This window comes from Gordonia sp. KTR9 (genome assembly GCF_000143885.2).
In the GTDB taxonomy this organism is placed as follows: Bacteria; Actinomycetota; Actinomycetes; order Mycobacteriales; family Mycobacteriaceae; genus Gordonia.
Genome location: NC_018581.1, coordinates 4,103,921 through 4,130,044 on the forward strand (window position 1 = coordinate 4,103,921; position 26,124 = coordinate 4,130,044).

The 26,124-nt window shown below is 68.3% G+C and carries 23 protein-coding genes; 7 read left to right on the top strand and 16 right to left on the bottom strand.

From position 1 onward, the window contains the following. Positions 1-19: 19 nt before the first annotated feature. Positions 20-397, bottom strand: coding sequence for a cupin domain-containing protein (locus KTR9_RS19290; RefSeq protein ID WP_010844630.1), 378 nt, complete (start codon positions 395-397; stop codon positions 20-22). A gap of 154 nt (positions 398-551) precedes the next feature. Between KTR9_RS19290 and KTR9_RS19295 the strand changes: the two genes are divergently transcribed. From KTR9_RS19295 to rsgA, 4 genes are all read left to right on the top strand, one after another. Then, positions 552-785 carry a hypothetical protein gene (locus KTR9_RS19295; RefSeq protein WP_010844631.1) on the top strand — a complete coding sequence of 78 codons (234 nt, stop codon included), beginning with the start codon at positions 552-554 and terminating at the stop codon, positions 783-785. Then, positions 786-1,169, top strand: a complete 384-nt coding sequence (locus KTR9_RS19300; RefSeq protein ID WP_014927770.1) for a VOC family protein — start codon at positions 786-788, stop codon at positions 1,167-1,169. It begins immediately after the preceding gene. 103 nt (positions 1,170-1,272) lie between these two features. Further along, positions 1,273-2,571, top strand: a complete 1,299-nt coding sequence (gene aroA / locus KTR9_RS19305) for a 3-phosphoshikimate 1-carboxyvinyltransferase (RefSeq protein ID WP_014927771.1) — start codon at positions 1,273-1,275, stop codon at positions 2,569-2,571. 22 nt (positions 2,572-2,593) lie between these two features. Continuing rightward, positions 2,594-3,643, top strand: coding sequence for a ribosome small subunit-dependent GTPase A (rsgA, locus tag KTR9_RS19310; protein WP_044507107.1), 1,050 nt, complete (start codon positions 2,594-2,596; stop codon positions 3,641-3,643). Between the two features lie 12 nt (positions 3,644-3,655). On the opposite strand, the gene KTR9_RS19315 is transcribed toward rsgA, so the two are convergent. From KTR9_RS19315 to hpf, 9 genes are all read right to left on the bottom strand, one after another. Beyond that, complete coding sequence (locus KTR9_RS19315; RefSeq protein WP_014927773.1) at positions 3,656-4,855, bottom strand: fatty acid desaturase family protein; 1,200 nt, start codon at positions 4,853-4,855, stop codon at positions 3,656-3,658. Positions 4,856-4,927: 72 nt separating this feature from the next. Further along, on the bottom strand, positions 4,928-6,277 hold the full coding sequence (locus KTR9_RS19320; RefSeq protein WP_014927774.1) for a fatty acid desaturase family protein: 1,350 nt from the start codon (positions 6,275-6,277) through the stop codon (positions 4,928-4,930). A 280-nt stretch (positions 6,278-6,557) separates the two neighbouring features. Further along, entirely contained in the window at positions 6,558-7,700 is a 1,143-nt protein-coding gene (locus KTR9_RS19325) for a GNAT family N-acetyltransferase (protein ID WP_443134908.1), read from the bottom strand. Between the two features lie 82 nt (positions 7,701-7,782). Further along, positions 7,783-8,898 carry a ferredoxin reductase gene (locus tag KTR9_RS19330; protein ID WP_014927776.1) on the bottom strand — a complete coding sequence of 372 codons (1,116 nt, stop codon included), beginning with the start codon at positions 8,896-8,898 and terminating at the stop codon, positions 7,783-7,785. A gap of 75 nt (positions 8,899-8,973) precedes the next feature. Then, the gene (locus KTR9_RS19335) at positions 8,974-9,540 is read right to left on the bottom strand and encodes a DUF6912 family protein (RefSeq protein WP_014927777.1); all 567 of its coding nucleotides are present in this window, start codon (positions 9,538-9,540) and stop codon (positions 8,974-8,976) included. After that, positions 9,537-11,024, bottom strand: coding sequence for a wax ester/triacylglycerol synthase domain-containing protein (locus KTR9_RS19340; protein ID WP_014927778.1), 1,488 nt, complete (start codon positions 11,022-11,024; stop codon positions 9,537-9,539). The genes KTR9_RS19335 and KTR9_RS19340 overlap by 4 nt, the downstream gene beginning before the upstream one ends. Before the next feature lie 84 nt (positions 11,025-11,108). Further along, entirely contained in the window at positions 11,109-11,693 is a 585-nt protein-coding gene (locus KTR9_RS19345) for an Rv3235 family protein (protein WP_193363202.1), read from the bottom strand. A gap of 178 nt (positions 11,694-11,871) precedes the next feature. Then, a complete protein-coding gene (gene secA, locus KTR9_RS19350; RefSeq protein ID WP_014927780.1) occupies positions 11,872-14,691 on the bottom strand; it encodes a preprotein translocase subunit SecA in 2,820 nt (939 codons plus the stop codon). A 177-nt stretch (positions 14,692-14,868) separates the two neighbouring features. After that, complete coding sequence (gene hpf, locus KTR9_RS19355; protein WP_014927781.1) at positions 14,869-15,690, bottom strand: ribosome hibernation-promoting factor, HPF/YfiA family; 822 nt, start codon at positions 15,688-15,690, stop codon at positions 14,869-14,871. Between the two features lie 406 nt (positions 15,691-16,096). Here hpf and KTR9_RS19360 point away from each other — a divergent pair, with 406 nt between their 5' ends. Further along, positions 16,097-16,717 carry a ComF family protein gene (locus tag KTR9_RS19360; protein WP_148281305.1) on the top strand — a complete coding sequence of 207 codons (621 nt, stop codon included), beginning with the start codon at positions 16,097-16,099 and terminating at the stop codon, positions 16,715-16,717. A gap of 63 nt (positions 16,718-16,780) precedes the next feature. Here KTR9_RS19360 and lpqB read toward each other — a convergent pair whose 3' ends face one another. The 3 genes from lpqB to mtrA are packed head-to-tail and all read right to left on the bottom strand — an operon-like array spanning position 16,781 to position 20,876. After that, on the bottom strand, positions 16,781-18,520 hold the full coding sequence (gene lpqB, locus KTR9_RS19365; protein ID WP_014927783.1) for an MtrAB system accessory lipoprotein LpqB: 1,740 nt from the start codon (positions 18,518-18,520) through the stop codon (positions 16,781-16,783). After that, the gene (mtrB, locus tag KTR9_RS19370) at positions 18,517-20,193 is read right to left on the bottom strand and encodes an MtrAB system histidine kinase MtrB (protein WP_014927784.1); all 1,677 of its coding nucleotides are present in this window, start codon (positions 20,191-20,193) and stop codon (positions 18,517-18,519) included. Before mtrB ends, lpqB begins: the two co-directional genes overlap by 4 nt. Then, a complete protein-coding gene (gene mtrA / locus KTR9_RS19375) occupies positions 20,190-20,876 on the bottom strand; it encodes an MtrAB system response regulator MtrA (RefSeq protein ID WP_091344371.1) in 687 nt (228 codons plus the stop codon). Before mtrA ends, mtrB begins: the two co-directional genes overlap by 4 nt. Positions 20,877-20,965: 89 nt before the next feature. Here mtrA and KTR9_RS19380 point away from each other — a divergent pair, with 89 nt between their 5' ends. Both KTR9_RS19380 and KTR9_RS27750 read left to right on the top strand, forming a co-directional pair. Further along, positions 20,966-21,619, top strand: a complete 654-nt coding sequence (locus KTR9_RS19380) for a dTMP kinase (RefSeq protein WP_014927785.1) — start codon at positions 20,966-20,968, stop codon at positions 21,617-21,619. Between the two features lie 64 nt (positions 21,620-21,683). After that, the gene (locus KTR9_RS27750; protein ID WP_044507115.1) at positions 21,684-22,508 is read left to right on the top strand and encodes a hypothetical protein; all 825 of its coding nucleotides are present in this window, start codon (positions 21,684-21,686) and stop codon (positions 22,506-22,508) included. Positions 22,509-22,615: 107 nt separating this feature from the next. On the opposite strand, the gene ahcY is transcribed toward KTR9_RS27750, so the two are convergent. The 3 genes from ahcY to KTR9_RS19400 all read right to left on the bottom strand — a co-directional run bounded on the left by ahcY (position 22,616) and on the right by KTR9_RS19400 (position 25,947). Beyond that, positions 22,616-24,085, bottom strand: a complete 1,470-nt coding sequence (gene ahcY / locus KTR9_RS19390) for an adenosylhomocysteinase (RefSeq protein ID WP_014927787.1) — start codon at positions 24,083-24,085, stop codon at positions 22,616-22,618. Between the two features lie 108 nt (positions 24,086-24,193). Next, positions 24,194-24,373, bottom strand: coding sequence for a methionine/alanine import family NSS transporter small subunit (locus KTR9_RS19395; protein WP_014927788.1), 180 nt, complete (start codon positions 24,371-24,373; stop codon positions 24,194-24,196). Beyond that, positions 24,370-25,947, bottom strand: coding sequence for a sodium-dependent transporter (locus KTR9_RS19400; protein WP_014927789.1), 1,578 nt, complete (start codon positions 25,945-25,947; stop codon positions 24,370-24,372). Before KTR9_RS19400 ends, KTR9_RS19395 begins: the two co-directional genes overlap by 4 nt. Positions 25,948-26,124: the final 177 nt, after the last annotated feature.

The following is a 26,124-nucleotide window of genomic DNA, read 5'->3' on the forward strand; positions in this document are numbered from 1 at the left end:
GTCCCCCGAGGCACGGGCGTCACCCGTGCTGCTGCTTGGCGTAGTTGCTGGCGCCGTAGAAGTCGACGAGGACCACGGGATCGTCGCCGACCACCCAGGCGTCGTGACCGGAGGGCAGGGACGTGATCTCCCCGGGTCCCGCGTCGAACTCGGTTCCGTCGGCCATCACGACGTGCAGGACGCCGGCAGCGTGGTACTGGAAGTGGGGCGCCTCGCAGAGCTCGGTGCCGGCGATCGGTTTGACGTCGACCGACCACCTCCAGCCGGGCTGCAGGGTCATCCGGCCGATGTCCGAATGCCCCACGCTGACTATGTCTATCTGGCCGTGCCCGAACGTGCGTACCTCGTCGGGTTCGGCGAAGGCTCGGTGTTCGGTTCGGTGCTCGGTGCTGGTCATGATCCCTCCCGGTGATCGCGTGCTGGACGCCCGACCAGGACAACGCTAGGCCCGCGACCTTGCGGTTGTACTGCGACGACCGCACGATCGCGCATCGAAGCCCGTCGGTCGTGGATCCCCCGCGAGGGCTCCGGTTCGGCCTATCGTGGAAGCCATGTCCTCCAGACAAGATCCCGACCCGGCACACGACGATGCGGACATCGTCGACCCCGATCTCCCGCACGAGTGGCCCCACGATTCCGCGTTCGCGTTCGGCGATTCGGCACCGATCGGCGAGACCGACCGACTCGCTCGCGAACGCGCGGCCTACGACGCGGCGAGTCACGGAAGCGACGTCAATCGTGGCCACGCGCTCGGCGGTTCGGCCGGCAGCACCGAGGGGCAGTAGATGGAGGTGTTGTCCAGCCGGGTGCTCCTGCTCTCGGCCGATCCCGAACGCCTGCAGTCCTTCTACCGCGACCGGCTCGAGCTGCCGGTGCACCGCGAGTATCCGGGTGGCGTCGTCTTCTTCGCGGGCAACGGACTCATCGAGATCTCGACGCACATGGCGACCGACGCACCCCCTGCGACGAGCGATTCCGTTCTCTGGCTGCAAGTCCGCGACGCCGAGGCCGTCGCCGAGCAGTTTCGGGAGCGCGGCGTCCCCGTCACCCGCGAACCGCGCACCGAGCCCTGGGGTCTGATCGAGATGCACGCGAGCGATCCGGACGGCCGCACCCTCATCGTCGTCCAGATCCCCGCCGATCACCCGTTGCGCAAGGACACGCGATAGCCGTCCACACCGCTCACCGCACGCGGCAGGACGTCCGGCGGACCCGGGCCTCCGGGTCGATCGGCGACCGAGGTCGCGGACGCGCCATGACAGACTGGACGCCATGAGTTCCTGGAACGCGCCGACGGTCAGCGGAGGACACGATGCGCCCGCCGGACGCGGCCTGGACGCGACGGTGGAGCTGCCGGGTTCCAAGTCGATCACCAACCGTGCACTCGTCCTCGCCGCCCTCGCCGATGGACCGTCCACCGTCCGCGGAACGCTCCGGAGCCGCGACACCGATCTGATGCTGGCCGCGCTGGAGGCACTGGGCGCCGAGATCAGGATCGACCCCGCCAGCGAGACCACCGTCTCTGTCGTACCCGGACCCCTCCACGGTGCCGCGGTGGACTGCGGCCTCGCCGGGACCGTGATGCGTTTCCTCCCTCCGGCGGCCGCCCTGGCCACCGGTCGGGTGTTCTTCGACGGCGACCCTCATGCGCGCGAGCGGCCACAGACCACGATCCTCGACGCACTGCGCCGGCTCGGCGTCGCCGTCGACGGTGATCGGTTGCCGTTCACCATCGACGGCAGCGGGACCGTTCCCGGCGGCGAGGTCACCATCGACGCGTCCGGGTCCTCGCAGTTCGTGTCGGGACTCCTGTTGTCGGCGGCCCGATTCGACGCCGGCGTCGTGGTCCGGCATGTCGGGCCGGCCGTCCCGTCGACCCCGCACATCGACATGACCGTGGACATGCTGGCGACGGCCGGAGTCGTCGTCGACACCTCGCGACCCGATGTCTGGAGTGTCGCACCCGGACCGATCGCGGCCGTCGACTGGACCGTCGAACCCGACCTCTCGAACGCCGCCGCATTCCTCGCCGCGGCGGCCGTGACCGGCGGAACCGTCCGGGTGCCGTACTGGCCCGCCGTGACCACCCAACCCGGCGCGCGGATCGCGGACGTGCTGGCCGCGATGGGTTGCGCCGTGGAGCATCTCGACGGCACGCTGTCGGTTCGCGGACCCGAGGTACTCAAGGCGGTCGACCTCGACCTCCGTGACATCGGCGAGCTCACCCCCACCATCGCCGCGCTGTGCGCGCTGGCCGACGGGCAGTCGGTCCTGTCGGGGATCGCCCATCTCCGCGGGCACGAGACCGATCGGCTCGCCGCACTCACCACGGAGATCACCCGCCTGGGTGGGACGTGTGCCGAGACCGACGACGGCCTCCGCATCACCGGCACAGCCGGCGCCCCCTTGCGCGGGGGTACGTGGGAGTCCTATGCCGATCATCGGATGGCGACCGCGGGCGCGATCATCGGCCTCGTGACGCCCGGCGTGGTCGTCGCCGACATCGAGACGACGAGTAAGACGCTGCCCGACTTCCCCGCCATGTGGCAGAGAATGATCGAGGGCCTATGACCCGACGGGAACGGGCCTCCCGGTGAGTCGCCGGGCCGCGAGTTACGACGAATCCGATGTCCGGGTCCGTCCGGGCAAAGGCACCAGGCCGCGCACCAAACAGCGGCCCTCGCATGACGACGCCGAGCAGGGGATGGTGGTGTCGGTCGATCGCGGCCGCTGGGGCGTGGTGCTCGGCGGCGACCCGGCCCGACGCGTCGTCACCATGCGGGCTCGCGAGCTGGGGCGCACGCCGATCGTCGTCGGCGACGACGTGTCCGTGGTGGGCGACCTGTCCGGCCGTCCCGACTCGCTGGCGCGGATCGTCCGGGTCGCTGATCGTCGAACTGTGTTGCGCCGCACCGCAGATGACTCCGATCCCTATGAGCGGATCGTCGTGGCGAACGCCGACCAGCTCCTCATCGTGACCGCCATGGCGGATCCGCCGCCGCGCACCGGGTTCGTCGAACGCGCGCTGGCAGCGGCGTATGTGGGCGGCCTGTCCCCCATCCTGTGCCTGACCAAGTCGGACCTCGCCGATCCGTCCGAGTTCACCGCGGCCTTCGCCGATCTCGACCTACCGGTGGTGTGCGCGGGTCGCGACGACCCGCTCGACGAGATCCTCGCGACGTTGCGCGGCCGGATCACCGCGTTCATCGGCCATTCCGGGGTGGGCAAGTCGACACTGGTCAATCGCCTTGTGCCGGACGCGTATCGAGCGACCGGCGTGGTGTCGGGAGTCGGCAAGGGCCGGCACACCTCGACACAGTCGGTGGCACTGGCACTGCCCGAGGACACCGGCCCGCGCGGCTGGGTGATCGACACACCCGGCATCCGGTCCTTCGGACTCGCGCACGTCGGACCCGACGACATCGTCGCCGCCTTCGACGATCTGCAGTCCGCCATCGCCGAATGCCCCAGGGGCTGCACCCATCTGGGCCCGCCGGCGGACCCGGAGTGCACACTGGACGAGCTCACCGGTCACTCGTACCGACGCGCCATGGCGGTGCGCCACCTGCTGGTGGCGGTCAGCGGCGGCGAAGGTGAACCGGTCGAGGAGCCCCGGTCCCCGGAGTCCCAGCAGCCGCACTGACGGTGCGAGCCGTCAGCGCCGACGTCGACGGGCGCGCAGCTCGCGGATGGCGGTCTTGAGACCGTTCGCGCGCGGCGTCATCCCCGCGAAACGCTTCTCCGACGCGGTTTCCGGCGCGTCGTCGGGTGTCGCGCGTAGGAACGAATCGGGCAGCGAGAGCTTGTTGATCGTGCGCAACGTCTGAAGGTATTGCACGACAATCGATCCGGTCGTGTACGGGAGATCGTACTTGTCACACAGCTCGCGCACCCGGACGCCGATCTCGGCGTACCGGTTGCTCGGCAGGTCCGGATACAGATGGTGTTCGATCTGATAGCACAGGTTGCCGCTGAAGAACGCCATGGCGGGGCCGGCGTTGAAGTTCGCCGTGCCGAGCATCTGCCGCAGGTACCACTGACCCTGCGTCTCGTTCTCGAGCGTGTCCGCGGTGAACTTCTCCGCGCCGTCCGGGAAGTGCCCGCAGAAGATCACCACGTAGGCCCACAGGTTGCGGATCAGATTCGCGGTGAGGTTCGCCGTCAGCGTGTGCTTGAAGTTCGGGCCCGACAGCGTCGGGAACAGGAGGTAGTCCTTCGCCAGCTGCTTACCGACCTTGCGTGCGAAGACCTTCAGCTGCGGGAGAGCCACCTCTCGGGACTTCTTCCCGGTGAGCGCGTCCTTCAGGTCGAGGTCGTGCAGGCCGATGCCCCACTCGAACAACGCGGCGAGCACGATGTTGGTGAGCGGCTGGAACAGCATCTTGGGCTGCCAGGGCTCGTCGCGAGTGACGCGCAACGTCTTGTACCCGACGTCGTGATCCATGTCGAGGACGTTGGTGTACTTGTGATGGATGTAGTTGTGGGAGTGCTTCCAGTGCGGGGAGGCGCACACCATGTCCCACTCCCAGGTGGTCGAGTGGACCTCCGGGTCGTTCATCCAGTCCCACTGCCCGTGCATCACGTTGTGCCCGAGCTCCATGTTCTCGATGATCTTCGAGAGCGCGAGGGCACCGGTACCGAGCAGCCAGAGGGGCCTGGAGCGGCTGCCCAGCAGCGCGGCGCGACCCGCGACCTCGAGGGCGCGATGCGCGAAGATCGTCCGCCGGAGATATCGGACGTCACGCATCCCGCGGTCCGCCTCGATCTCGCGACGGAGCGCGTCGAGCTCGGCGCCGAGTGCTTCCACGTCGGCGTCGGTCAGGTGCGCGTACTCGTTGATGTCAGTGATTGCCATTACGCCTCATTATGCCCTCGCCGTCCGCACATGCGGCTTGTCCGACAAATGCAACCGTCTGACCTGCGCGGATCAGGCGGCCTCGTCGTCGCGGCGGACGTTGCCCTCGGACACATCGGCACGGCCCGGACGGCTGCGCAGCGAGCGGACCAGCTTGTCGCGTCGACGGGAGCGCAGGCTGTCGATCGCCGAGCGCAGCCCGCGGCGGGCACCGGTCGTCTCGTCGACCGTCGCCTGCAGTCGGGCACCGTCGGGGAGCCCCTGCTTGAAGCGACGTTCCGACGCCGTCTCGGGCGCATCGTCGGCGGTCGCGGAGAGGTACTTGTCCGGGAGCGACAGTTTGGCGATCGTCCGCCATGCCTTCGCGTACTGCACCGGGAACGGTCCCGAGGTGTAGGGCAGGTCGTACTTGTCGCACAGTGCCCGCACCCGCACCGCGATCTCGGCGTACCGGTTGCTGGGCAGGTCCGGGAAGATGTGGTGCTCGATCTGGTACGACAGGTTGCCGCTCATGAAGGCGAGGGCGAATCCGGCGTCGAAGTTGGCGCTGCCGAGCATCTGGCGCAGGTACCACTCGGCCTGCGTCTCGTTGTCGATGTCCTGCCTGGTGAACTTCTCCGCGCCGTCGGGGAAGTGTCCGCAGAAGATGACGGCGTTGCTCCACACGTTGCGGATCACGTTGCCGAGCGCATTCGCGGTCGCGGCCTTGGCGTACGCGCGGCCGTACCCGACCTTGTGCCCGGTGGCGGCACTCACCAGCGCCGGATACGCGAGATAGTCCTTGGCGACCTGCTTGCCGATCTTCGACAGCACATCGTTGCGATTGCGCCGGAACTCCTCCTGCGCCTCGGGGGTCTTGCGCTTCTTGCCCAGCTCGAGGTGCTGCACGGCGACCCCGTACTGGAAGGCCAGGGCGAGAATGGTGTTGTAGACCAGGTTTCCGTAGTTGAACGGACGCCACCGCTGATCGCGGGTGACGCGCAGCAGACCGTAGCCCACGTCGTCGTCCATGCCGAGCACGTTCGTGTACTTGTGATGGATGTAGTTGTGGGTGTGCTTCCAGTGCGCCGACGGGTCGGTGTTGTCCCACTCCCACGTGGTGCTGTGCACCTCCGGGTCGTTCATCCAGTCCCACTGCCCGTGCATCACGTTGTGCCCGAGCTCCATGTTCTCCACGATCTTGGCGACGCCGAGCGTGCACGCACCCGCCCACCACGCCGATCGACGGGTCGAGCCGAAGAGCAGAACACGACCGGCGACCTCCAGGCCGCGCTGGAAACGAATCGTGTTGCGCAGGTATCGCGCATCGCGCTCGCCGCGGTCGGCCTCGATGTCGGCGCGGATCGCGTCGAGCTCCGCTCCCAGAGCGGCCACGTCGGATTCGGTCAGATGTGCGTATTCGGGGATGTCGGAGATCGCCATGTGTGGTTCCCTTCGCCGGTGGTCGGTCGCGCGCATTCGAGGTGCGCCGGTGACCGCTGCCTACGCCTACGTTTCCGTAACTTACGCAAGCGTAGGTTAGCGACGGCGATGTGTCCAGCGAGTGTGACGAGGGCTTCGACGGGCTCATCCGGCCCCGGACATCCGGCCGCGGGACGGATCAAGGCCCAGTCGACGCGAATTGACGCACAGTCAACGAAAAACGACGCCCAGTCGACGGGAAACGACGCCCAGTCGACGAAGGGGCCTCAGGCGGGGGCCGTCACTTGTTGCGGTTGGCCTCATAATCGTCGCGGAACAACTCGAAGCCGATGAGGTCTTCGAAGACTCCGTCGGACCGGGCGGCGAGCTTCTGGGTGCCGAACTCCCGGAAGCCGGCGTTGCGGGCGAGCTTCTTGCTGCCCTCGTTGCTGTCGGCGGCGAAGAGGGTGAGGCGACGGAAGCCCAGCTTGTCGAAGGCGTACCGGACCGCAGCCGGGAATGCCTCGGCGAGAACGCCTTTCCCGCGAGCCTCCGGATGCGTGTAGAAGCCGGCCTCGGCCCCTGTGACCTCGTCGATGTGCAGCAGCGTGATGTCGCCCAGATAGGCGTCGGTCTCGCGGTCGGCCACCGCCCAGGTGCATGTCGTACCCTGCGCGGCGGTCCACCACTTGCGGAGCCGCTCGGCCGCGGCATGTTCGAGTTCCAACGGATCGGGGCGTGCGAACAGGTACTTGCGCGATGCCGGGTCGTCGAGCGTCTCCCGGATTCGCGGGTCGTCGGTCTCCGCCAGCGGCCGGAGACGGAACCGATCGGTCTCGAAAACGTCTGTCCGCCAGTCGGTCTTCGGGTGCTGCGGATCGTTTGCATGAAGCGATCCCACCCAGGCGTCGCGGATGTGGCCACGGACCTCGACACCGTTCTGTACCGCGGCGTCGAGGCGGAATCCACACGAATGGGCCACCCGCAGCGCGTCGATGTTGCCGGCCACCGTCGTCCAGCGGACGACCTCTTTGCCGGCCTCACCGAACGCGTAGTTCACGGCCAGCAGGACGGCGCGCTTCATCACGCCCCACCCGCGCGCGTCGGGGTGCAGGTCGTAGCTGAGTCGGGTGAGCGGGCCCTCGCCCTCGATGTCGACGGTGCCGACGAACCGGCCGTCGAACTCGACAGCCCACAGCATCCGGGTTCCGTCCGCCCAGCTCCGAGGCGCATAGGCGAGCGCGAACCGCTCCGCCGCCGCGCGGCTGTACGGTGCCGGGATCGGGGTCCACCGCATCATGGCCGGATCTGCCGCCAGCTCCACCATGCGATCGAGATCGCGGGGCTCATGCGGCCGCAACGTGACCCCACCGTCACTCAGGACGGGGATCTGGCTGGGGACCGAAGCCTCAGCTCTCACGGGTGCCTTCGCCGGCGTTTCCACGGGCCGGTGTCCTCTCGCCACGCACGTCGTTCACCCTACCGGGTCACCGGTCGGTACGAGCGGCTCGCGGCGAACTCCCCGGTCAGACGTCGAGGGTGCAATCCCCCGCCGCGGCGCTGACGCAGGTCTGGATCCGTTCGCCCTCGACATGCTCGACGCCCGAACGCAGATCGCGCACACATCCTTTGTCGAGCATGACCACGCAGCTCTGACAGATCCCCATCCGGCATCCGAAGGGCATGATCGCGCCCGCCGACTCCCCCGCCTCGAGCAGGGTGGTCGCGCCGTCGACGGCCGCCGACTTCCCCGACCGCGAGAACGTCACGGTCCCTCCCTGGGCCCCGACGACGCCGCGTTCGAGCGCGAACCGCTCGATGTGCAGGCGTTCGGCCAGATGGGCCTCCGAGTAGAGGCGCTGCAAGCCGTCCAGGAACCCGGCGGGTCCGCACGCCCAGGTCTGGCGCTCGCGCCAGTCCGCGCAGAGAGACGGCAGGACCTCCGGCGTGATCTGCCCGTCCGAGCGCGTGTACTGCACGTGCAGGTCGACGATGCCGTCGGCCGCCAGGCCACCGAGCTCGTCGGCGAACAGCAGGTCGGCCGGAGTCGGCGTCGAGTGGATGAGCCGGATGTCGGTGTGCTGACCCCGGTGCCGGACGGTGCGCAGCATCGAGATGATCGGTGTGAGACCACTTCCCGCGGTCACGAAGAGGACCTTCGCCGGCAGCGGGTCGGGCAGCACGAACTCGCCGCGAGGTGCGGCGAGACGAACGACCGTCCCGGGCGTCAGGCCGTTGACCAGGTGGCTGGACAGAAATCCCTCGGGCATCGCCTTGACCGTGATCGAGATCGTCTTGTCGTTCGCCGACGAATCGGGGGTCGAGGTGAGGGAATAGGACCGCCATGCCCAGCGGCCCTCCATCAGCACGCCGATGCCGACGTACTGTCCCGGCACGTAGTCGAAGGAGAAGCCCCATCCCGGCCGGATGCGGATCGTCGCGGTGTCCTCGGTCTCCCGGGTCACCGAGACGACCTTGCCGCGCAGTTCGCGGGCCGACCACAGCGGATTCGCCAGGTGGAGGTAGTCGTCGGGAAGCAGCGGCGTCGTGATCCGGGTGAGCGCGGCTCGCGCCCATTGCGCGCCGCGGCTGCGGGCCGCGACCCCCGAAACCGGTTCCTCGAATCGCTCGAGCAAGCCCATCTCACTAACCGCCTTCGACGTCGGGAGCGTGTCGGACACACAGTAACCTACGGAACCGTAGGTTGGCGTGCCGGCTCAGAGCAGTTCGAGCAGGAAAGGCAGCTCCTGGGTGGCGTACCACGCGAGGTCGAAGTCCTCGACGTCACCGACGGCGAGTTCGGCATCGAGGTCACCCATGTCGGCGGCGTCGATCACCACGACCGCGGCCCGGACCTTCGGCTCCGCCTCGGCGACGTCGACGTGAACGGACGCGATCGCCGACAGCGGTACGGCACCGGAGACCTTGACGACCGCGTCGTCGAGATCGGGACGCGGTGTCACGTCCTCGACATCGGCCGCGACGACCACCCGCCGCGGCGGCAGGCGCGGGGTGTCGCCCGGCGAGGTGACCGCCTCGTCGGCGGCGAGATCGGCGTCGGCATCCACATCGCCCGGCTCCGGCGCCTCCCCGGCGAGCAGGCGCAGCGATGCCCGCGCGGCCTCGCGCAACGCGACCTCGGACAGCTCCTCGTCGTCCCCGGACACGAAGGCCTCCCGGAGCGCGGGCGTGAGCGCGAAGCCGGTACCACCGAGCGGCCGGAACTCGCCGTCGGTGGTCAGTCGCGACACCATCGCCAACGTCGCCGGCAGGTACACCCTCATTCGTCGATTGCTCCTGTCGGCTCGCGGTAGGGCTGGGTCAGCTCTTCGTAGGACTCGTACACGTAGTCGGCCATCGCCGGCAGATCGGCGATGACACCGCGGTCGGCGACGAAGGCGAAGTGCAGTTGGTCACGGTACTCGACGATGCTGATCGCCAGTGCACGCTGCGACACGAGGGTGGGGATCGAGAACATCTGCGACACCGGTGCGCCGAGGACGAACCGGTCCGGGACGGGGGCGGTGCTCATCGCCACCGGCACGTTGTAGGCACGACTGTTCAGCGACCGGAACGCCCGCGAACTGAACTCCGGGAAGGGCACCGCACCGAGCTCCGGGAACAACGGACTCGGGCCGAGGGTCATCCGTCGTGACGACTGCGCGTACCGATCCGCCAGTCCCGCCACCTGGGACAGCCGAACCACCGGATTGCTCTCTCCCACCGGCAGATCCGTCACGAAACTCGGCTTGCCCACGCCGATCCACCCGGGTTCGGGCTCGGCGGTGCGCTCCACTCCCGGATCGCGCGCGGACAACGGGACCACCACGCGCACCGTGTCGGCGGGTACCTCCGCCGGATCGAACGACAGCATCCACTTGCGCATGACCCCGGAGATGATCGCGAGTTCGACGTCGTTGATCGTGCACCCGTGGTGTTCGGCGACCTTCGCACATCCCCGACGCGGCAACCCGGCGGTCGTGATGGATCGGGTCGTCGTGCCCGGATTGTTCAGCGGGCTGCGCGGTGCGGAGTCGCTCAGCTGCGACACCACATCTCCGACGCGTCGCACAGTGGTGCCCATCGCGGCGCGCATCTCGGACACGATCCCGTTGCCGTGCAGCATCGTGTCCACCAGGTCGCCCGGCCGCGCGAGTGCCTCGGCCAGCGCGCCGACGACGAGGTTGGTGCCCCCCGGTGGCGACCCGGGCATCCACAACTCCTCGGGCAGCGGCTCGGCCGCCTCGGCGCCGTCGCAGATGACCTCGCTGATCTCGCGACTCCCGTGCTCGTCGATCAGGCATCGGTGCGACTTGGTGAGGATCGCCAGCCGGCCGTCGGCGAGACCCTCGATGAGGTACATCTCCCACAGCGGTCGGGTGCGGTCGAGGGGCCGGGACATCACGCGGGCGACCAAGTCGTCGAGGTCGACACTCTCACCTCGACGGGGCAGGCCGGCACGACGGATGTGGAAGTTGATGTCGAAGTCGGGGTCGTCGACCCAGACCGGGCGAGCGAGCCCGAGGGTCACCTCGCGAACCGTCTGGCGGTACCGCGGGATGAGCTGCAGACGGTTCTCCACCAGCGACACCAGACGCGAGTAGTCGAACATCGGCTCGCGCGCCGCACGTTCGGACGGCTCGGAACCGCCCGCGGTGTCGCGCTCGGCCACGGGCTCGACGATCAGCAACGCCCCGAGGTGGGTCGTCGAACGCGAATCGTCGAGGAAGTAGTACATCGCGTCGCGGGGCGACAGACGGGTGACCACGTCGCCGATCCTAATCGCCGATGCTGGGTTTCGTGGTCGGCGCAGCGCGATGGCCGCGCGATGAACGTTCGGCCACGCGCACTGTCAGCCGAACTCGAGCGCGACCAGTTGCCAGCGGTACTCGACGCGAACCAGCGAGCGCCGGCCCACGGGCACGGCACCTCGGACCCGGATCGGCTTGCGCTCGATACGTCCGGCGAACGCCCGGGTCCGTCCACCGCCCTCATATGACCCGAACACCTCGGCAGCGCTGGGATCGCACAACTGGACATGCACCCGCCGCAGCACGTTCCCGGTCGGGACCTGCGTCGCCGAGGGCGCCGGTCCGGTCGCGGATGTGCCGGAGCCGGATGCCTCGGGAATGCGGAAGGCGTCGTGCCGCACGAGCGCCGCGATCTGGTCGGCGACCGCCGGCGCCACGACATCGCCGAGGTGGGCGATCGAGCGGCGTCGGTCGAGCACCTCGAAGAGCACCCGGGACACCGCCACGGTGAAGCGGCGGGCCTCGGCGGCGGCCGACGCGGTCTTGCGTGCCGACGTCGTGCCGGGGGCGACTGCCGGATACGGACGGGGTGAGGGGACATGGGCAACCGTGCGGATTGCCGTCACCACCGGACCGTCGGGCTCGTACGGCGGGGCCGGACGAACCCGGACCCGCGGTGTCTGCATCGGCCGGGGCTCGTGTGGCCCGGATGTGCCCGTGTGGGCGAGGTCAGGACCCGTGAGGAGTGGACGCATGGGGATTGGACGCACCAGGCGCCGTCCCGGTTCCATCAAGCACGAAAAAAAATTGCCGGCGGTCGACCCTCGGAGAATCCGGGGCCGACCGCCGGCGGCCGACTGTTCGTCAGCGGCGCTGTTTCTTCGACTTCGGGGGCTTGGGCCGTGCCCCCTTCGCGCGAGCCGCAGCACGACGCTCGCGTCGGCTGGCGGATTCCGCCGCGCCCGAGAGCTCCTCTTCCTCGGAATGGACGACCGTACCGCCGCCCTCCCCCGGACCTGAGTACGTGACCGCCGGGTCACCCGACTGGGACGGAGCCCGCAGGGCGGCCGGGGCCTGCGCACCCGAGTCCGCGACCGGGGCCGCGGGTACGGGCGCCGGGGCGCCCGCGCCGACTGCCGCTCGCAGATCGGCCGCGCTCGGGAGCGGTTGCTGCTGGGCCGGCTGCTCGGTCTGCACCTGCGCGTTGAACAGGATGGTCAGCGCTTCTTCCTTCAGGCCCTCGAGCATGCCGTGGAACATGTCGAAGCCCTCACGCTGGTACTCGACGACCGGGTCGCGCTGGGCCATCGAACGCAGGTGGATGCCCTCGCGCAGGTAGTCCATCTCGTACAGGTGGTCTCGCCACTTGCGGTCGAGCACGCTCAGCAGCACGCTGCGCTCGAGCTGGCGCATCGCACCCTCACCGGCGATCGAGTCGATCTGCTTCTCGCGGGCGTCGTAGGCGGCGCGCGCGTCGGCGACGAGCCTCTCGCGCAACTCTTCGGCCGAGATGTCATCGCGCTCACCGTATTCGGACTCGCCGACGACATCTTTCGGCTCGAGCTCGATCGGATACAGCGCGCGCAGGGCGGACCACAGCTCGTCGAGATCCCAGTCCTCGGCGTAGCCCTCGGCCGTCGCGCCGTCGACGTAGGCTCCGACGACGTCGGAGACCATCTCCTGGACCTGCTCGTGGTGATCCTCGCCCTCGAGGATCGTGCGGCGCTCGGCGTAGATGACCTTGCGCTGCTCGTTCATCACCTCGTCGTACTTGAGCACGTTCTTGCGCATCTCGAAGTTCTGCTGCTCGACCTGCGTCTGAGCGCTGCGGATGGCCTTGGTGACCATCTTGGCCTCGATGGGCACGTCGTCGGGGAGGCGGTTCATGATCGCCTCGAGCGCGCCGCCGTTGAACCGGCGCATGAGTTCGTCGGCGACCGACAGGTAGAACCGTGACTCGCCCGGGTCGCCCTGACGGCCGGAGCGACCGCGCAGCTGGTTGTCGATACGGCGCGACTCGTGGCGTTCGGTGCCGAGCACGTAGAGCCCGCCCGCCGCGCGGACCTTCTCGGCGTCCTTCGCGGCATCGTTGCGGGCGACCTCGATGGCCTCGTCCCACGCCGCCTCGTACTCGTCCGGGGTGTGCACCGGGTCGAGTCCGGCCTTGCGCAGCCGGGTGTCGGCGATGATGTCGGGGTTGCCGCCGAGCACCACGTCGGTGCCGCGACCGGCCATGTTGGTGGCCACGGTCACCGCACCGAGCCGACCCGCCTCGGCGATGATCTGCGCTTCCTGCTCGTGGAACTTCGCGTTCAGGACGCTGTGCGGCACCTCGCGCTTCTTGAGCTGGCGTGACAGGTACTCGGAACGTTCGACGCTCGTCGTACCGATCAGGACGGGTTGGCCCGCCTCATGGCGCTCGGTGACGTCGTCGACCACGGCGGCGAACTTCGCCTCTTCGGTCTTGTAGATCAGGTCGCCCTGGTCCTTGCGGATCATCGGCTTGTTCGTCGGGATCGGCAGCACCCCGAGCTTGTAGATCTGGTCGAACTCGGCGGCCTCGGTCTCGGCGGTACCGGTCATGCCGGACAGCTTCTCGTAGAGGCGGAAGTAGTTCTGCAGCGTGATCGTGGCCAGCGTCTGGTTCTCGGCCTTGATCTCGACGCCCTCCTTCGCCTCGATGGCCTGATGCAGGCCCTCGTTGAAGCGACGCCCGTCGAGCACACGGCCGGTGAACTCGTCGACGATCATCACGTTGCCGTTGCGGACGATGTAGTCCTTGTCGCGCTGGAACAGCTCCTTGACCTTGATCGCGTTGTTCAGGTAGCTGACCAGGGGCGAATTGGCGGCCTCGTACAGATTGTCGATGCCGAGGCGATCCTCGACGAACTCGACGCCGGCCTCGTGGACGCCGACCGTCTTCTTCTTGATGTCCACCTCGTAGTGCACATCGCGCTCGAGGAGCGGTGCGATCCGGGCGAACTCGGTGTACCACTTGCTCGACCCCTCGGCCGGGCCGGAGATGATCAGCGGCGTGCGGGCCTCGTCGACGAGGATCGAGTCGACCTCGTCGACGATCGCGAAGGCGTGGCCGCGCTGGACGAGATCCTCGAGGGAGTGCGCCATGTTGTCGCGCAGGTAGTCGAAGCCGAACTCGTTGTTCGTGCCGTAGGTGATGTCGGCGGCGTAGGCCTCGCGACGAGCGGCCGAACTCATGCCGGTCAGGATCACCGCGGTGTCCAGACCCAGGAACCGGTGCACGCGACCCATCCACTCGGAGTCACGTTTGGCCAGGTAGTCGTTGACGGTGACGACGTGGACGCCGTCCCCGGCGAGTGCGTTCAGGTACGCCGGGAGCACACAGGTGAGCGTCTTGCCCTCACCGGTCTTCATCTCGGCGATGTTTCCGTAGTGCAGCGCCGCGCCACCCATGATCTGGACGTGGAAGTGCTTCTGGTCCAGGACTCGCCACGCGGCCTCGCGGGCCACCGCGAACGCCTCGGGCAGAAGCTCGTCGAGCGACGCCCCGTCGGCGATCCGCTCCTTGAACTCGTCTGTCTTGGCACGCAACTCGGCGTCGGTCAACGCCTCGACGTCATCGGACAGCGTCTCGACGTGCGATGCGATCGCATCGAGTCGCTTGACCATGCGGCCTTCGCCGACACGCAACAGCTTGTTCAGCACCGTGGATCGAGTCCCTCACCTGTAGAAAACACACGGAATCCGGCCCGCGCGAACGCACAGACCGGATCCCATGGTAGCGATGTGAGCTGAGCAGACCCTGATCGGACCGTCAGGTGGGTCGACGAGGTGGACGTCGGATGCCCACCGGGTGACCGCCGACAGGTGCCCGCCCGGGGTTCACGTCAACCTGATGAGCCCGTAGTCGAAGGCGTGTCTGCGGTAGACCACGGACGCCTTGTCGGTCTCCTTGTCGTGGAACAGGAAGAAGTCGTGACCGACCAGCTCCATCTCGTAGAGCGCGTCGTCGACGGTCATCGGAACCGCGGTGTGTTCCTTCACGCGGACGATCTGACCTGGCGTGTGATCCTCCACGCCGTCGTCCCACTGATCGGCGGCACGTGCGGAATCGGCCCCGGGATCACCGACGAAGCCGTCGACCGAGAGCTGATTGTCGCGCAGGGGCGGGGCACCGATCTCGGTGGCTTCGGCGACGGAGAGCGGCCGGCGGTTGCCGTGGTGGACACGCCGCCGGTCCTTGACCCGGCGTAATCGGGATTCGACCTTGTCCAGCGCGTGCTCGAGCGCGGCGTAGAAGTTCTCGCCACAGGCCTGCGCTCGCACGATCGGCCCCTTGCCCGTCGCGGTGATCTCCACCTGCTGACAGACCTTGGACTGTCTCCGGTTGCGTTCGTGGTTCAGCTCGACGTCGAATCGGTAGATGGTCGGATCGAATCGCTCGAGGCGAGCGAGCTTGTCACCGACGTAGATGCGGTAGTGGTCGGGGATCTCGACGTTGCGGCCGCTGAACACGACCTTCGCTGTTGGTTCGGCTGGATCGTCGGATTCCTTCGTTCCCGGTGGGCGGACGAAGGCGAACTCTGGGTCGTAGGAATCGTTCTCGGGTTGCCGGCGGTCGGGCGCGAGGCCCTCCTCCACGGTCGGTCGTGGGTCGGCGGTTTTCGGTTCGCGCTGGCCTTTGCGGTGGATGACTGTGGACATTCAACTACCTCCTGAATTGTCCCGAAACCGGTTGAACCATCGTGATCTGTTGTCGCACTGATGATTCGAACAGCATCGAGGATGTGTCCATGTCAGCTGACAGCTGACACTCTGGCGACAGGGGCATCACCTCCGGCAGAAGCGGTCGTGGCCGGCACCGGCCTCGAGGGCCACCGGCAACCTGCTGTACCCCCGACCGTAGCCGCAAGTTCCGGTATCGGCCACGTTTTGCCGGTGCCGCGTCGGCATGTCGGGACGATCGGGGTAGAAGGTCCCGGTCGAGCCCCGCACGCCGGTTGTCCACACCTTCGCTCGGGGCCCGCCACCGCGGTGCGGAGTGTTCTACCGTCGGCGCGTGACATGGCGGCGGGAGGTTTTCGACGCGGGTGCCGATCTGGTGTTCCCCATGCTCTGCGGCGGGTGCGGACGCCCGGGATCCGGGTGGTGTCGGCGGTGCGAGGCAGCGTTGTCCGACGCGCCGGTCGCCGCTCATCCGCGGATGGAGCCGGGCGTCGCGGTGTGGGCGCTGGGCCGGTACCGCGGTCCGCACCGGCAGGCGATCATCGCGATCAAGGAACACGACCGGCGCGATCTCGCGCGGCCACTCGGCGCCGCACTCGCACGCGGTATCCGCGTGCTCGCCGGCTGGGGCGAGCTGCCCGACGCCGACCGGATGCTGTTGATCCCGGCCCCGACACGTCGCATGACCGCCCGACGCCGCGGTGGAGACCCGGTCACCTCGGTGGCGACGCATGCGGCACCGGTCCTCGGCCGACGTGTACAGGTGGCACCGCTGCTGAGGACCTCGGCGACGGCACGGGACTCCGCCGGACTCGACGCCCGGGCGCGTGCCCGCAATCTCCGCGGTGCCGTGCGGCTGCGCGCGGGCGTCACACCCACCCGCGGGGCCGCCGCCATCCTGGTCGACGACGTGCTGACGACCGGCGCGACCGCGGCCGAGTCCGTGCGCGTGCTGTCCGAGAACGGGATCGACGTCGTGGCGGTCGTCGTGCTGGCGGCGGCCTGACTCGCGTCGGCGCGACAGGAGCGCCACCTGACATGGATCCGCGCTGGGGGGGCGACGCGCGCCTCAGGGCAGGACCGGGATCGCGCCCTCGATCATCGCCGGCTCGACCTCGGTCCAGTACTGGTCGGGTTGTCCGTTGCTGCTGCCGAGCCGGAGCACCCCACGTTGATCGCCCACGTAGATCGTGGACGTGTTGGCGACCACCGCCCGCACCGGCGGCGACACGTTCCCGCTCAGCAGACCCACCGCCGGGGTGCCGTCGATCGACAGCTGGACGACCGGCGATTCCGGCGCCTCCCGCGCGATCATCAGCGTCGTCGGCGACGCCCAGTCCACCGAGACCGCGCGATTGCCGATGTTGTAGGCCGCGATCCGCGGGCTCGTCAGCGATACCTGGCCCTCGGCGTTGGTCGACAGAACGGCGAAGACGATCTGGCCGCCGACCACCAGCGCGGCCCGCACACCGTCCGGTGCCACCTGCATCTCGGTGATCGCCCCGCGCGCCACCGTCGGGATCGACGATGCCTCGACGGGCACCGTCTGGGTGCCGTCGTCGTCGCGTTGCCACTGGACCGGCCTGCCGTCGACGACGACCCAGACGGTGTTCTCGTCGGCACCGAACGACGGCCGGGTGATGGAGGAGCCACCCACGATCGGTCCGACGTCGCCGCCGTAGTCGCCGATCACCAACTCGAGCCTGCGGTCGGGACCGGACGGGCCACGGACCGCGGCAACCCGTACCCCGGTGTCGGAGATGGTCGCCGAACGCACGTCGCGTGCGGCCCCCAACGGCCCCTGGACGGCCACGGTCGCGGTGTCGGTCACCGCGCGCAAGGCTCCGCCGGCGACGATGTTGAGCCCGACGTCGGTCGCCGGCACGGAGTTCGGGTCGAAGGCGCGCACGTCGGCGGTCTGCCAACCCGAGGCGCGCTCGGCGGCCAGCGGGGCGCCGTCGGCGTCGATGACGTACGGCCCTGAGATGTCGGCGCCGTCGAGGGTCCAGATGATCTGTGCCGCGAGCACGGTCCGGTCCCGGGTCGGCGCGCTCCCGATGCCGTCGAGGTCCACCCGTACCCCGCCGCCGGCCAGGCCCACCACCGGGCCCCGCAGTGCGGCGTCGTTGGGGAAGCCGCTGTCCACGGCCGCCGCGAGATCCGACGCGGGACCGGCGATCAGCCGGTTCATCAGGACGGTCGGGTCGGTGGCCTGTCCGGCGTAGAGCCAGCGCGGGTCGGGCACCAGCCGGCGCCCCGTGCGGTCGCTGAAGTACAGCGACACCGGGCGGTAGGTGTTGTCGAACTGGTCGCGGTCGATCATCGTGCCGTTCGGCAGCGGCCCGTCGATCCGCCACTGGTCGCCCGAGCGGGTGAGGCTGATGCTGGTCTCCACGCGCCCCGAGGCGGGCAGCAGCTGGCCGTCGGACTTGAGGGTCCCGACGTTGTCGCCGATCAACCGCATCCGCACCGAGTCCTCGTTGCGCTGGTCGACAAAGGTGTTGATCTCGTCGACGATCAGCGCGTCCCCGCGGTCGTCCCACTGCTGGGACGCGACCGGGGTGAGAAACGCCCGTGCCGCGCGATGCGCCGAATCGGGGTCGACGGTGGACTTGAGGAAGGCCCGCACCAGCGCCTCGGGATCCATGTCGGACTGTGGCACCGGGACCGCGTTGGTCGCGCCCTCCCGCTCGAACGACTTGATGGGCTGCGGTGAGGAGTCGTTGGGGATCGCACCGCATGCGGCGAACAGGAGCAGCGCCGCGACGGCCAGTGCCACCGCGAGAACGCCGCGGGATGACCGGGTCATTCGGCACCCACTCCCGGGCCGGCCGGAGCGCGCCCGCCGGCCTTCGGGGTGGACGTGCGTTGCACAGTGCCCACCGACTTGAGTGGCAACGGCGAGCCGAGGACCTTGTGACCGCGCACGAGCGGCAGGGTCAGGCGGAAGCACGCACCCTTGCCCGGCTCGCCCCACGCCTCGAGCCGACCCTGATGCAGGCGGGCGTCCTCGATGCTGATGGCCAACCCGAGCCCGGTACCGCCCGAGCGTCGGAACCGGGACGGGTCGGAACGCCAGAACCGGTTGAACACCAGCTTCTCCTCCCCCGGACGCAGGCCGATGCCCTGGTCGCGCACGGTGATCGCCACCGCGTCACCATCCGAACGCATGGTGAGCGTGACCGGTTTCCGCTCACCGTGGTCGATGGCGTTGGCAAGTAGGTTGCGCAGGATGCGCTCGACGCGACGCGGGTCGATCTCGGCCAGGACCGGTTCGGCCGGGAGGTCGAGGATGAGCTCGGTGCCGGTCTCCTCGGCGAGATGGCCGACCGTGGCCAACGCACCGTCGATCGGGATCGCCATGTCCATTCGCTCGGCGGCCAGTTCGGCCATACCGGCGTCGTGGCGGGAGATCTCGAGCAGCTCGTTGAGCAGCGTCTCGAATCGATCGAGTTCCTTGTCGAGCAGCTCCACCGAGCGCTTACGGACCGGGTCGAGTTCGTCTCGGCCCTCGTAGAGCACGTCGGAGGCCATCCGCACCGTCGTCAGCGGGGTGCGCAGCTCGTGACTGACGTCGGAGGTGAACTGGCGCTGCAGACCGCCGAACTCCTCGAGGTGGGTGATCTGCTTGGACAGGCTCTCGGCCATGTCGTTGAACGACATGGCCAGGCGTGCCATGTCGTCCTCGCCGCGAACCGGCATTCGTTCCTTGAGCCGCCCGTCGGCGAAGCGCACCGCGATCCGGGAGGCCGAACGCACCGGGATGACGACCTGCCGCGAGACCAGCCAGGCGATCGCGGCGAGGAGCCCGAGCAGCACGATGCTGCCGGTCAGCAACGTCCCGCGGACGAGATCGAGCGTGTTCTGTTCGGCGGTCAGCGGAAACACGAGATACAGCTCGAGGCCGGGCACCGAGGCGTTCGTGGGGCTGCCGACGATCAGTGCCGGCGCCCTCCCACCCGTCCCGTCGGGGACCTGGGTGTACTGGTAGGCCACCTGCCCGCCGCGCACCATGTCGCGCAGGTTCGACGGCACTTCGGCGGTCGGTCCGACCCCGCTGGCGACCCCGTTGTCCGAGCCACCCGGAACCAGGAGCACGGTGTCGAAGGCGCCGACAGTGCCCGACGCCTGGCCGGTGTCGGCATCCCGGTCGGTGAGCAGTGATCGAGTCTGGCGCAGGCGGTTCTGTACCGACATGTTGCCCGCGCCGCTCGAGAGATCACGTTCCACGGAGATGCGGGCGCGATCGATCTCCTCGGTCGCCGCCGCCAGCTTGACGTCGAGCAACCGGTCGGTGATCTGGGAAACCAGGACGAAGCCGAGGATGAGGAGCACGACGACCGACAGCACCAACGTGGACACCACGACCCGCAACTGCAGCGAGCGCCGCCAGATGTGCCCGAAGGCACGTCCGACAGCGCCGGCGGTGCGGGTGAAGCGTCCGAGAGTGCTGTTGACCCGTCGTCGAGATCGCCCGATCACGGCGGGCCGGCCTTGTAGCCGACCCCCCTCACCGTCAGGACGACCTCGGGGTTCTCCGGGTCGGTTTCGACCTTGGCGCGTAACCGCTGGACATGCACGTTGACGAGTCTAGTGTCCGCCGGATGCCGGTATCCCCACACCTGTTCCAGGAGGACATCGCGCGTGAACACCTGCCGCGGTTTGCGGGCGAGGGCGACGAGCAGGTCGAACTCGAGAGGGGTCAGCGAGATCGGCACACCGTCGCGGGTGACCTTGTGCGCGGGCACGTCGATCTCCACCGGTCCGATGGACAGCAATTCGGCTGGTTCCTCGTCGGTCCGGCGCAGTCGAGCACGCACCCGGGCCACCAGTTCCTTCGGCTTGAACGGCTTCACCATGTAGTCGTCGGCGCCGGACTCGAGGCCCAGCACGACGTCGACGGTGTCGGACTTCGCGGTCAGCATCACGATCGGTACACCGGAATCGGCGCGCAGCACCCGGCACACGTCGATGCCGTTCATGCCGGGCAGCATGAGGTCGAGGAGCACGAGGTCCGGACGGATCTCCCGGACGGCGGTCAGGGCCTGCGTCCCGTCGCCCACCACGAAGGGCTCGAAACCCTCTCCGCGCAGCACGATCGTCAGCATCTCGGCGAGCGCGGCGTCGTCGTCGACGACAAGGATGCGGGGCTTCATGTTGTCAATGGTGACATCACCGTGATGAAACCGTGGTGATCGACGCGCCGGGACCGGCCTTCTGACCCGATTGGTCACTCGCACCTAGACTCCCCCGCGTGGGTCATTTGATAGCCGTCGAAGGACTCGACGGCGCCGGCAAGAACACTCTGGTCACCGGTCTGATCGACCGGTGGTCGACGGCCCGGCTGCGGGTCGCGACATTCACCTTTCCGCGCTACGGCCGGTCCGCGACCGCCGACATCGCCGCCGAAGCCCTCCACGGTTCGCACGGTGACCTCCGCGACAGCGTGTACGCGATGGCCTTGCTGTTCGCCCTCGACCGGGCAGGCGCGGCCGACGACATCCGTGCCGCCACCGAAACCCACGACATCGTGATCCTCGACCGCTATGTCGCTTCCAACGCCGCCTACAACGCGGCGCGGCTCGGGCAGGACGCCGGCGGTGAGGTGGTGCGCTGGGTCGTCGATCTGGAGTTCGGGAGATTCGGCATGCCCGTCCCCGACCGCCAGGTGCTGCTCGGCGTCTCACCGGAGGTGGCGATGAGCCGCGCCGCGGCGCGCGCCGAGCAGGACGCCACTCGCGCCCGGGACGCCTACGAACGCGACGACGCACTCCAGCGCCGCGTCGACGCCGTCTACCGCGAGCTCGCCGACTCCGCCTGGATGTCGCCCTGGTACCGGTTCGACGGAGAGAACATCGACGACTTGGCCGATGATCTCGGCACCGGCCGGACGGCACCGACCGAATGACACGGTCGATGCTCTCGCCGCACCGTTTCGATAGCCTTGGGCCAACGATTTCGGAAGGCGTTCGATGACCTATCAGCCACCTCCACCCGGTGGCGGACCGCCGCCGTACGGTCCGCGAGGCCCCGGGCGGCAGGGGCCGGGTCAGCAGGGTTCAGGTCAGCAGGGTCCGGGTCAGCAGGGCTTCGGACGTCGCCACCCCGGTCCACCGGGACCCGGTGGGTACGGCCCACCCGGCCGCGGACCGGTGCCGCCTCCCGGCGCCTCGTATGGCCGTCCCCCGTTCGTACCCGGACAGTACGGCCCGCACGGGCCCGGGGGCACTAGCTTCGGCGGCCCGCCCGGGCCTCCGCCGCGGCCTCCCCGCAACACCGGCGTGATCGTCGCGTGGGTGCTCGGCGGCGTCGCGGTGGTGGCGGTGATCGCACTGGTGGTGACCGTCGTCGTGACCAGGTCGTCGTCGGACGACTCCGTGGTCGCCGGCGCTTCGACCCGGTCGTCGGACCCGACCTCGACGTCGAGCGACCCGTCCCCGAGCGGGACCGGGTCGGAGCCGGAGTCGGCCGATTCCGCCGCGCTGACGGAGATCCGCGCGGCCCTCCTCGCCTACATCACCGCCCGCAACGCGCGCGACGTCGGCCGCATGCGCGCCGCGGTGTGCACCCAGTCTCGGGACCGGATCACCGGTGCACCACCCTCGGACGGCGGAGACATCGTCCTCGACGGGTTCCTCGACACGGTCTTCGACGGCGACGTCGCCCAGTCCGAGGTCGTATCCCACCTCGAGAAGGGCACGGGGAGAACGGCTTCGGAGAAGTCGAAGGAGCGGTTCCTCAAGGAGCAGGGTTCGTGGATCTACTGCCCCGACGCCGAACCCGACATCGGCGCCTGAATCATCGGTACCTGATCACCGGCACCTCGATCGCCGCCTCGGTTGTCGGCACCGAACCGAAAAGGGAGCCCCACCGGCACGGTGGGGCTCCCTTTCTAGCTACTGAATCAGTAGCGGTAGTGCTCGGGCTTGTACGGACCCTCGACATCGACATTGATGTACTCGGCCTGCTCCTTGGTGAGCTTGGTGAGCTTGCCGCCGAGCGCCTCGACGTGGATCCGCGCGACCTTCTCGTCGAGATGCTTGGGCAGTCGGTAGACCTCGTTGTCGTATTCGTCGTTCTTGGTCCACAGCTCGATCTGGGCGATGACCTGATTCGAGAAGCTGTTGCTCATCACGAACGACGGATGGCCGGTCGCATTGCCGAGGTTGAGCAGTCGCCCCTCGGACAGCACGATGATCGACTTGCCGTTCTCGAAGATCCACTGATCGACCTGCGGCTTGACGGTGATGCGCTTGGCGCCCGACCGCTCGAGTCCGGCCATGTCGATCTCGTTGTCGAAGTGACCGATGTTGCCGAGGATCGCCTGGTGCTTCATCGCTCGCATGTGCTCGAGGGTGATGACGCCCAGGTTGCCGGTCGAGGTGATGACGATGTCGGCGTTGCCGATCGCATCCTCGACGGTGACGACGTCGAAGCCGTCCATGAGCGCCTGCAGCGCGTTGATCGGGTCGATCTCGGTGACCTGGACACGGGCGCCCTGGCCGGCGAGCGACTCGGCGCATCCCTTGCCCACGTCGCCGTAGCCGCAGATCAGCACCTTCTTGCCGCCGATGAGGACATCGGTACCGCGGTTGATGCCGTCGATCAGCGAGTGACGGGTGCCGTACTTGTTGTCGAACTTCGACTTGGTGACCGAGTCGTTGACGTTGATCGCGGGGAACGCGAGGTCGCCGGCGGCGGCGAACTGGTACAACCGCAGGACGCCTGTGGTGGTCTCCTCGGTGACTCCCTGGACCGATTCGGAGATCGCGGTCCACTTGCCCTTGTCGGTCTCGAATCGCTTGCGCAGCAGTTCGAGGAACACCTTGTACTCGGCCGGGTGATCGTCTTCCGCGGGCGGGACCACGCCGGCCTTCTCGAACTCGGCGCCGCGCAGCACGAGCATCGTCGCGTCACCGCCGTCGTCGAGGATCATGTTCGCCGGCTCACCGGGCCAGGTCAGCATCTCCTCGGCCGCCCACCAGTACTCCTCCAGGGTCTCGCCCTTCCAGGCGAAGACCGGTACACCCTTCGGCTCCTCCGGGGTGCCGTTGGGGCCGACCACGATCGCCGCGGCGGCATGGTCCTGGGTGGAGAAGATGTTGCACGACGCCCAGCGAACCTCCGCACCGAGCGCGGTCAGGGTCTCGATGAGAACGGCGGTCTGCACGGTCATGTGCAGCGAGCCGGAGATGCGAGCCCCCTTCAGCGGCAACACGTCTGCGTACTCGCGACGCAGTGCCATGAGTCCGGGCATCTCGTGCTCGGCGAGCTCGATCTCCTTGCGGCCGAAGTCCGCGAGGGACAGGTCGGCCACCTTGTAGTCGATTCCGTTGCGGCTGTCGGCCTTCAGCTCGTCCTGAGCAGTCGTCATCTGATCCCCTTGTCGTTCGCGTCGGGCGCCCGGCGATGCAGGCGCGTATGCGTTCGCTCCAGGCTATCGGAACGACCTGGGGGTTCCGAGGGGCAGGGGCGTCAGAGCTCAGGTGTCGCGAGAGGGGTGGGGCCGCGTCGCACGCTCGTCGTCCTCCCGGATGATGTCCGGGTCCTCCGCCAGCCCCTCGACCTCGGGCCGGCGCCGCAGGAACACGATGCTCGCGACGAGACCACCCCACACGATGGTGATCGACACGATGAGCATGACGATGGCGATTCCGCTCATCGGACGGTCTCCTTCGTGGTCGGGCCGCCCGCGCGACCCGCATCGGACAGTGGCGGCCAGGGCAGGAAGTCCGGTTGATCACGACCCTTCCACGACGGCAGGGTCAGAATCACCGCCGCGACGACGACCAACGCGATCGTCCCCCATCCGAAGACGCCGAGATACCAGGTGGGATAACCCTCATAACCTTCGTCGATGACCGACCAGACCTTCTGGACCAGCATGATCGTCAGGAAGATCGGGGCGACCACCCCGACGAGCGCGAGCCAGATCTTGCCCACCTTGAACGTCGACACCGCATTCAGGTGCTGACGCAACATGTCTCCCTGACGCAGCACCCAGACCAGGATGACCGTCATCATGATCGCGGACGCGACGACACCGACGTTGTTGGCGAACATGTCGACCGTGTCGAGAGCGATGAGTCCCGAGGTCGTCGAGAACAGCGCGATCGAGATCAGGCCGCAAACGCTCGACACTCCGACCGCGGCCTTGGTACGACTGATCCCCCATTTGTCCTGGAGGGCTCCGGACACGCCGATCATGAGGGAGATCAGCGACGTGAAGCCCGCGACGACAAGGGACCCGAAGAACAGGGCACCGAAGAACGCAGCTCCGGGCATCTCGGAGATCACTGCAGGAAACGTGACGAACGACAGGATCGGCCCCGTCAGCCCCTCGAGGTCCGACACCGCCACCTGCTGCTGATACGCGAGGAAGCCCAGCGCGGAGAACACTCCGATGCCGGCAAGGATCTCGAACGACGAGTTCGCGAACGCGACGACCAGCCCCGAGCTGGTCATGTTCGCCCGTCGGCGCTGGAACGACGCGTAGGCGATCATGATCCCGAACGCGATGGACAGCGAGAAGAAGATCTGGCTGTACGCCGCAATCCAGACGTCGAGATCCTTGAGGGCATCCCATTGCGGGGTGAAGAGCGCGTTGAGCCCATCGGCCGCACCGGGCAGGGTGATCGCGCGGATGACCAGACCGGCGAATCCGACGAACAGCAGCGGAATGAAGACGATGTTCACCTTCTCGATTCCGTTGGCGACGCCGAGCAGCAGAACCGCGAGCACCGCGAGCCAAACGACGACGAGCGGTAACGCGACGCCCCCGACGATGGTCGTCGAGATCCCCGGATCCCCCACCTTGAGGTAGTCCTGGGTGAAGAAGGTCGCCGGGTCGTCGCCCCAGCTCTGGTTGAACGAGAAGAAGAAGTAGCTGGCGGCCCAGGCGATGACCGCCGCGTAGTAGACACCGATGACGAACAGCAGACCGGTCTGAAACCAGCCCAACGTCTCGACCGGCTTCCTGATCCGGCGGAAGGAGAGTGGTGCCGTTCCGCGGAAGCGGTGTCCGACCGCGTAATCCAGGAACAGGACAGGGATACCTGCGGTGAGCAGGGCGACCAGGTACGGAATGAGGAATGCGCCGCCGCCGCTCTCGTAGGCGACGCCCGGGAACCGCCAGATGTTGCCGAGCCCTACCGCGGAACCGATTGCGGCGAAGATGAAGCCGGAGTTGCGGGTGAACTGCTCCCGACCACCTCCGACGGTGTTGGCAGATGCCACCGCTACCTCCTCGTCGAGATCTGCGTAGCCCGGGACATGGCGTCCCGAAACCTGTAGGTGCTGACGCTATCGCACGACTCGGGGCCCGCGTGGGGGTTGGCGCTCGACGCGCCCGAACGCGAACGGGGACCCCACGGGCGTGGTGCCCGGTGGGATCCCCGTCCGGCGTCGAGCGGT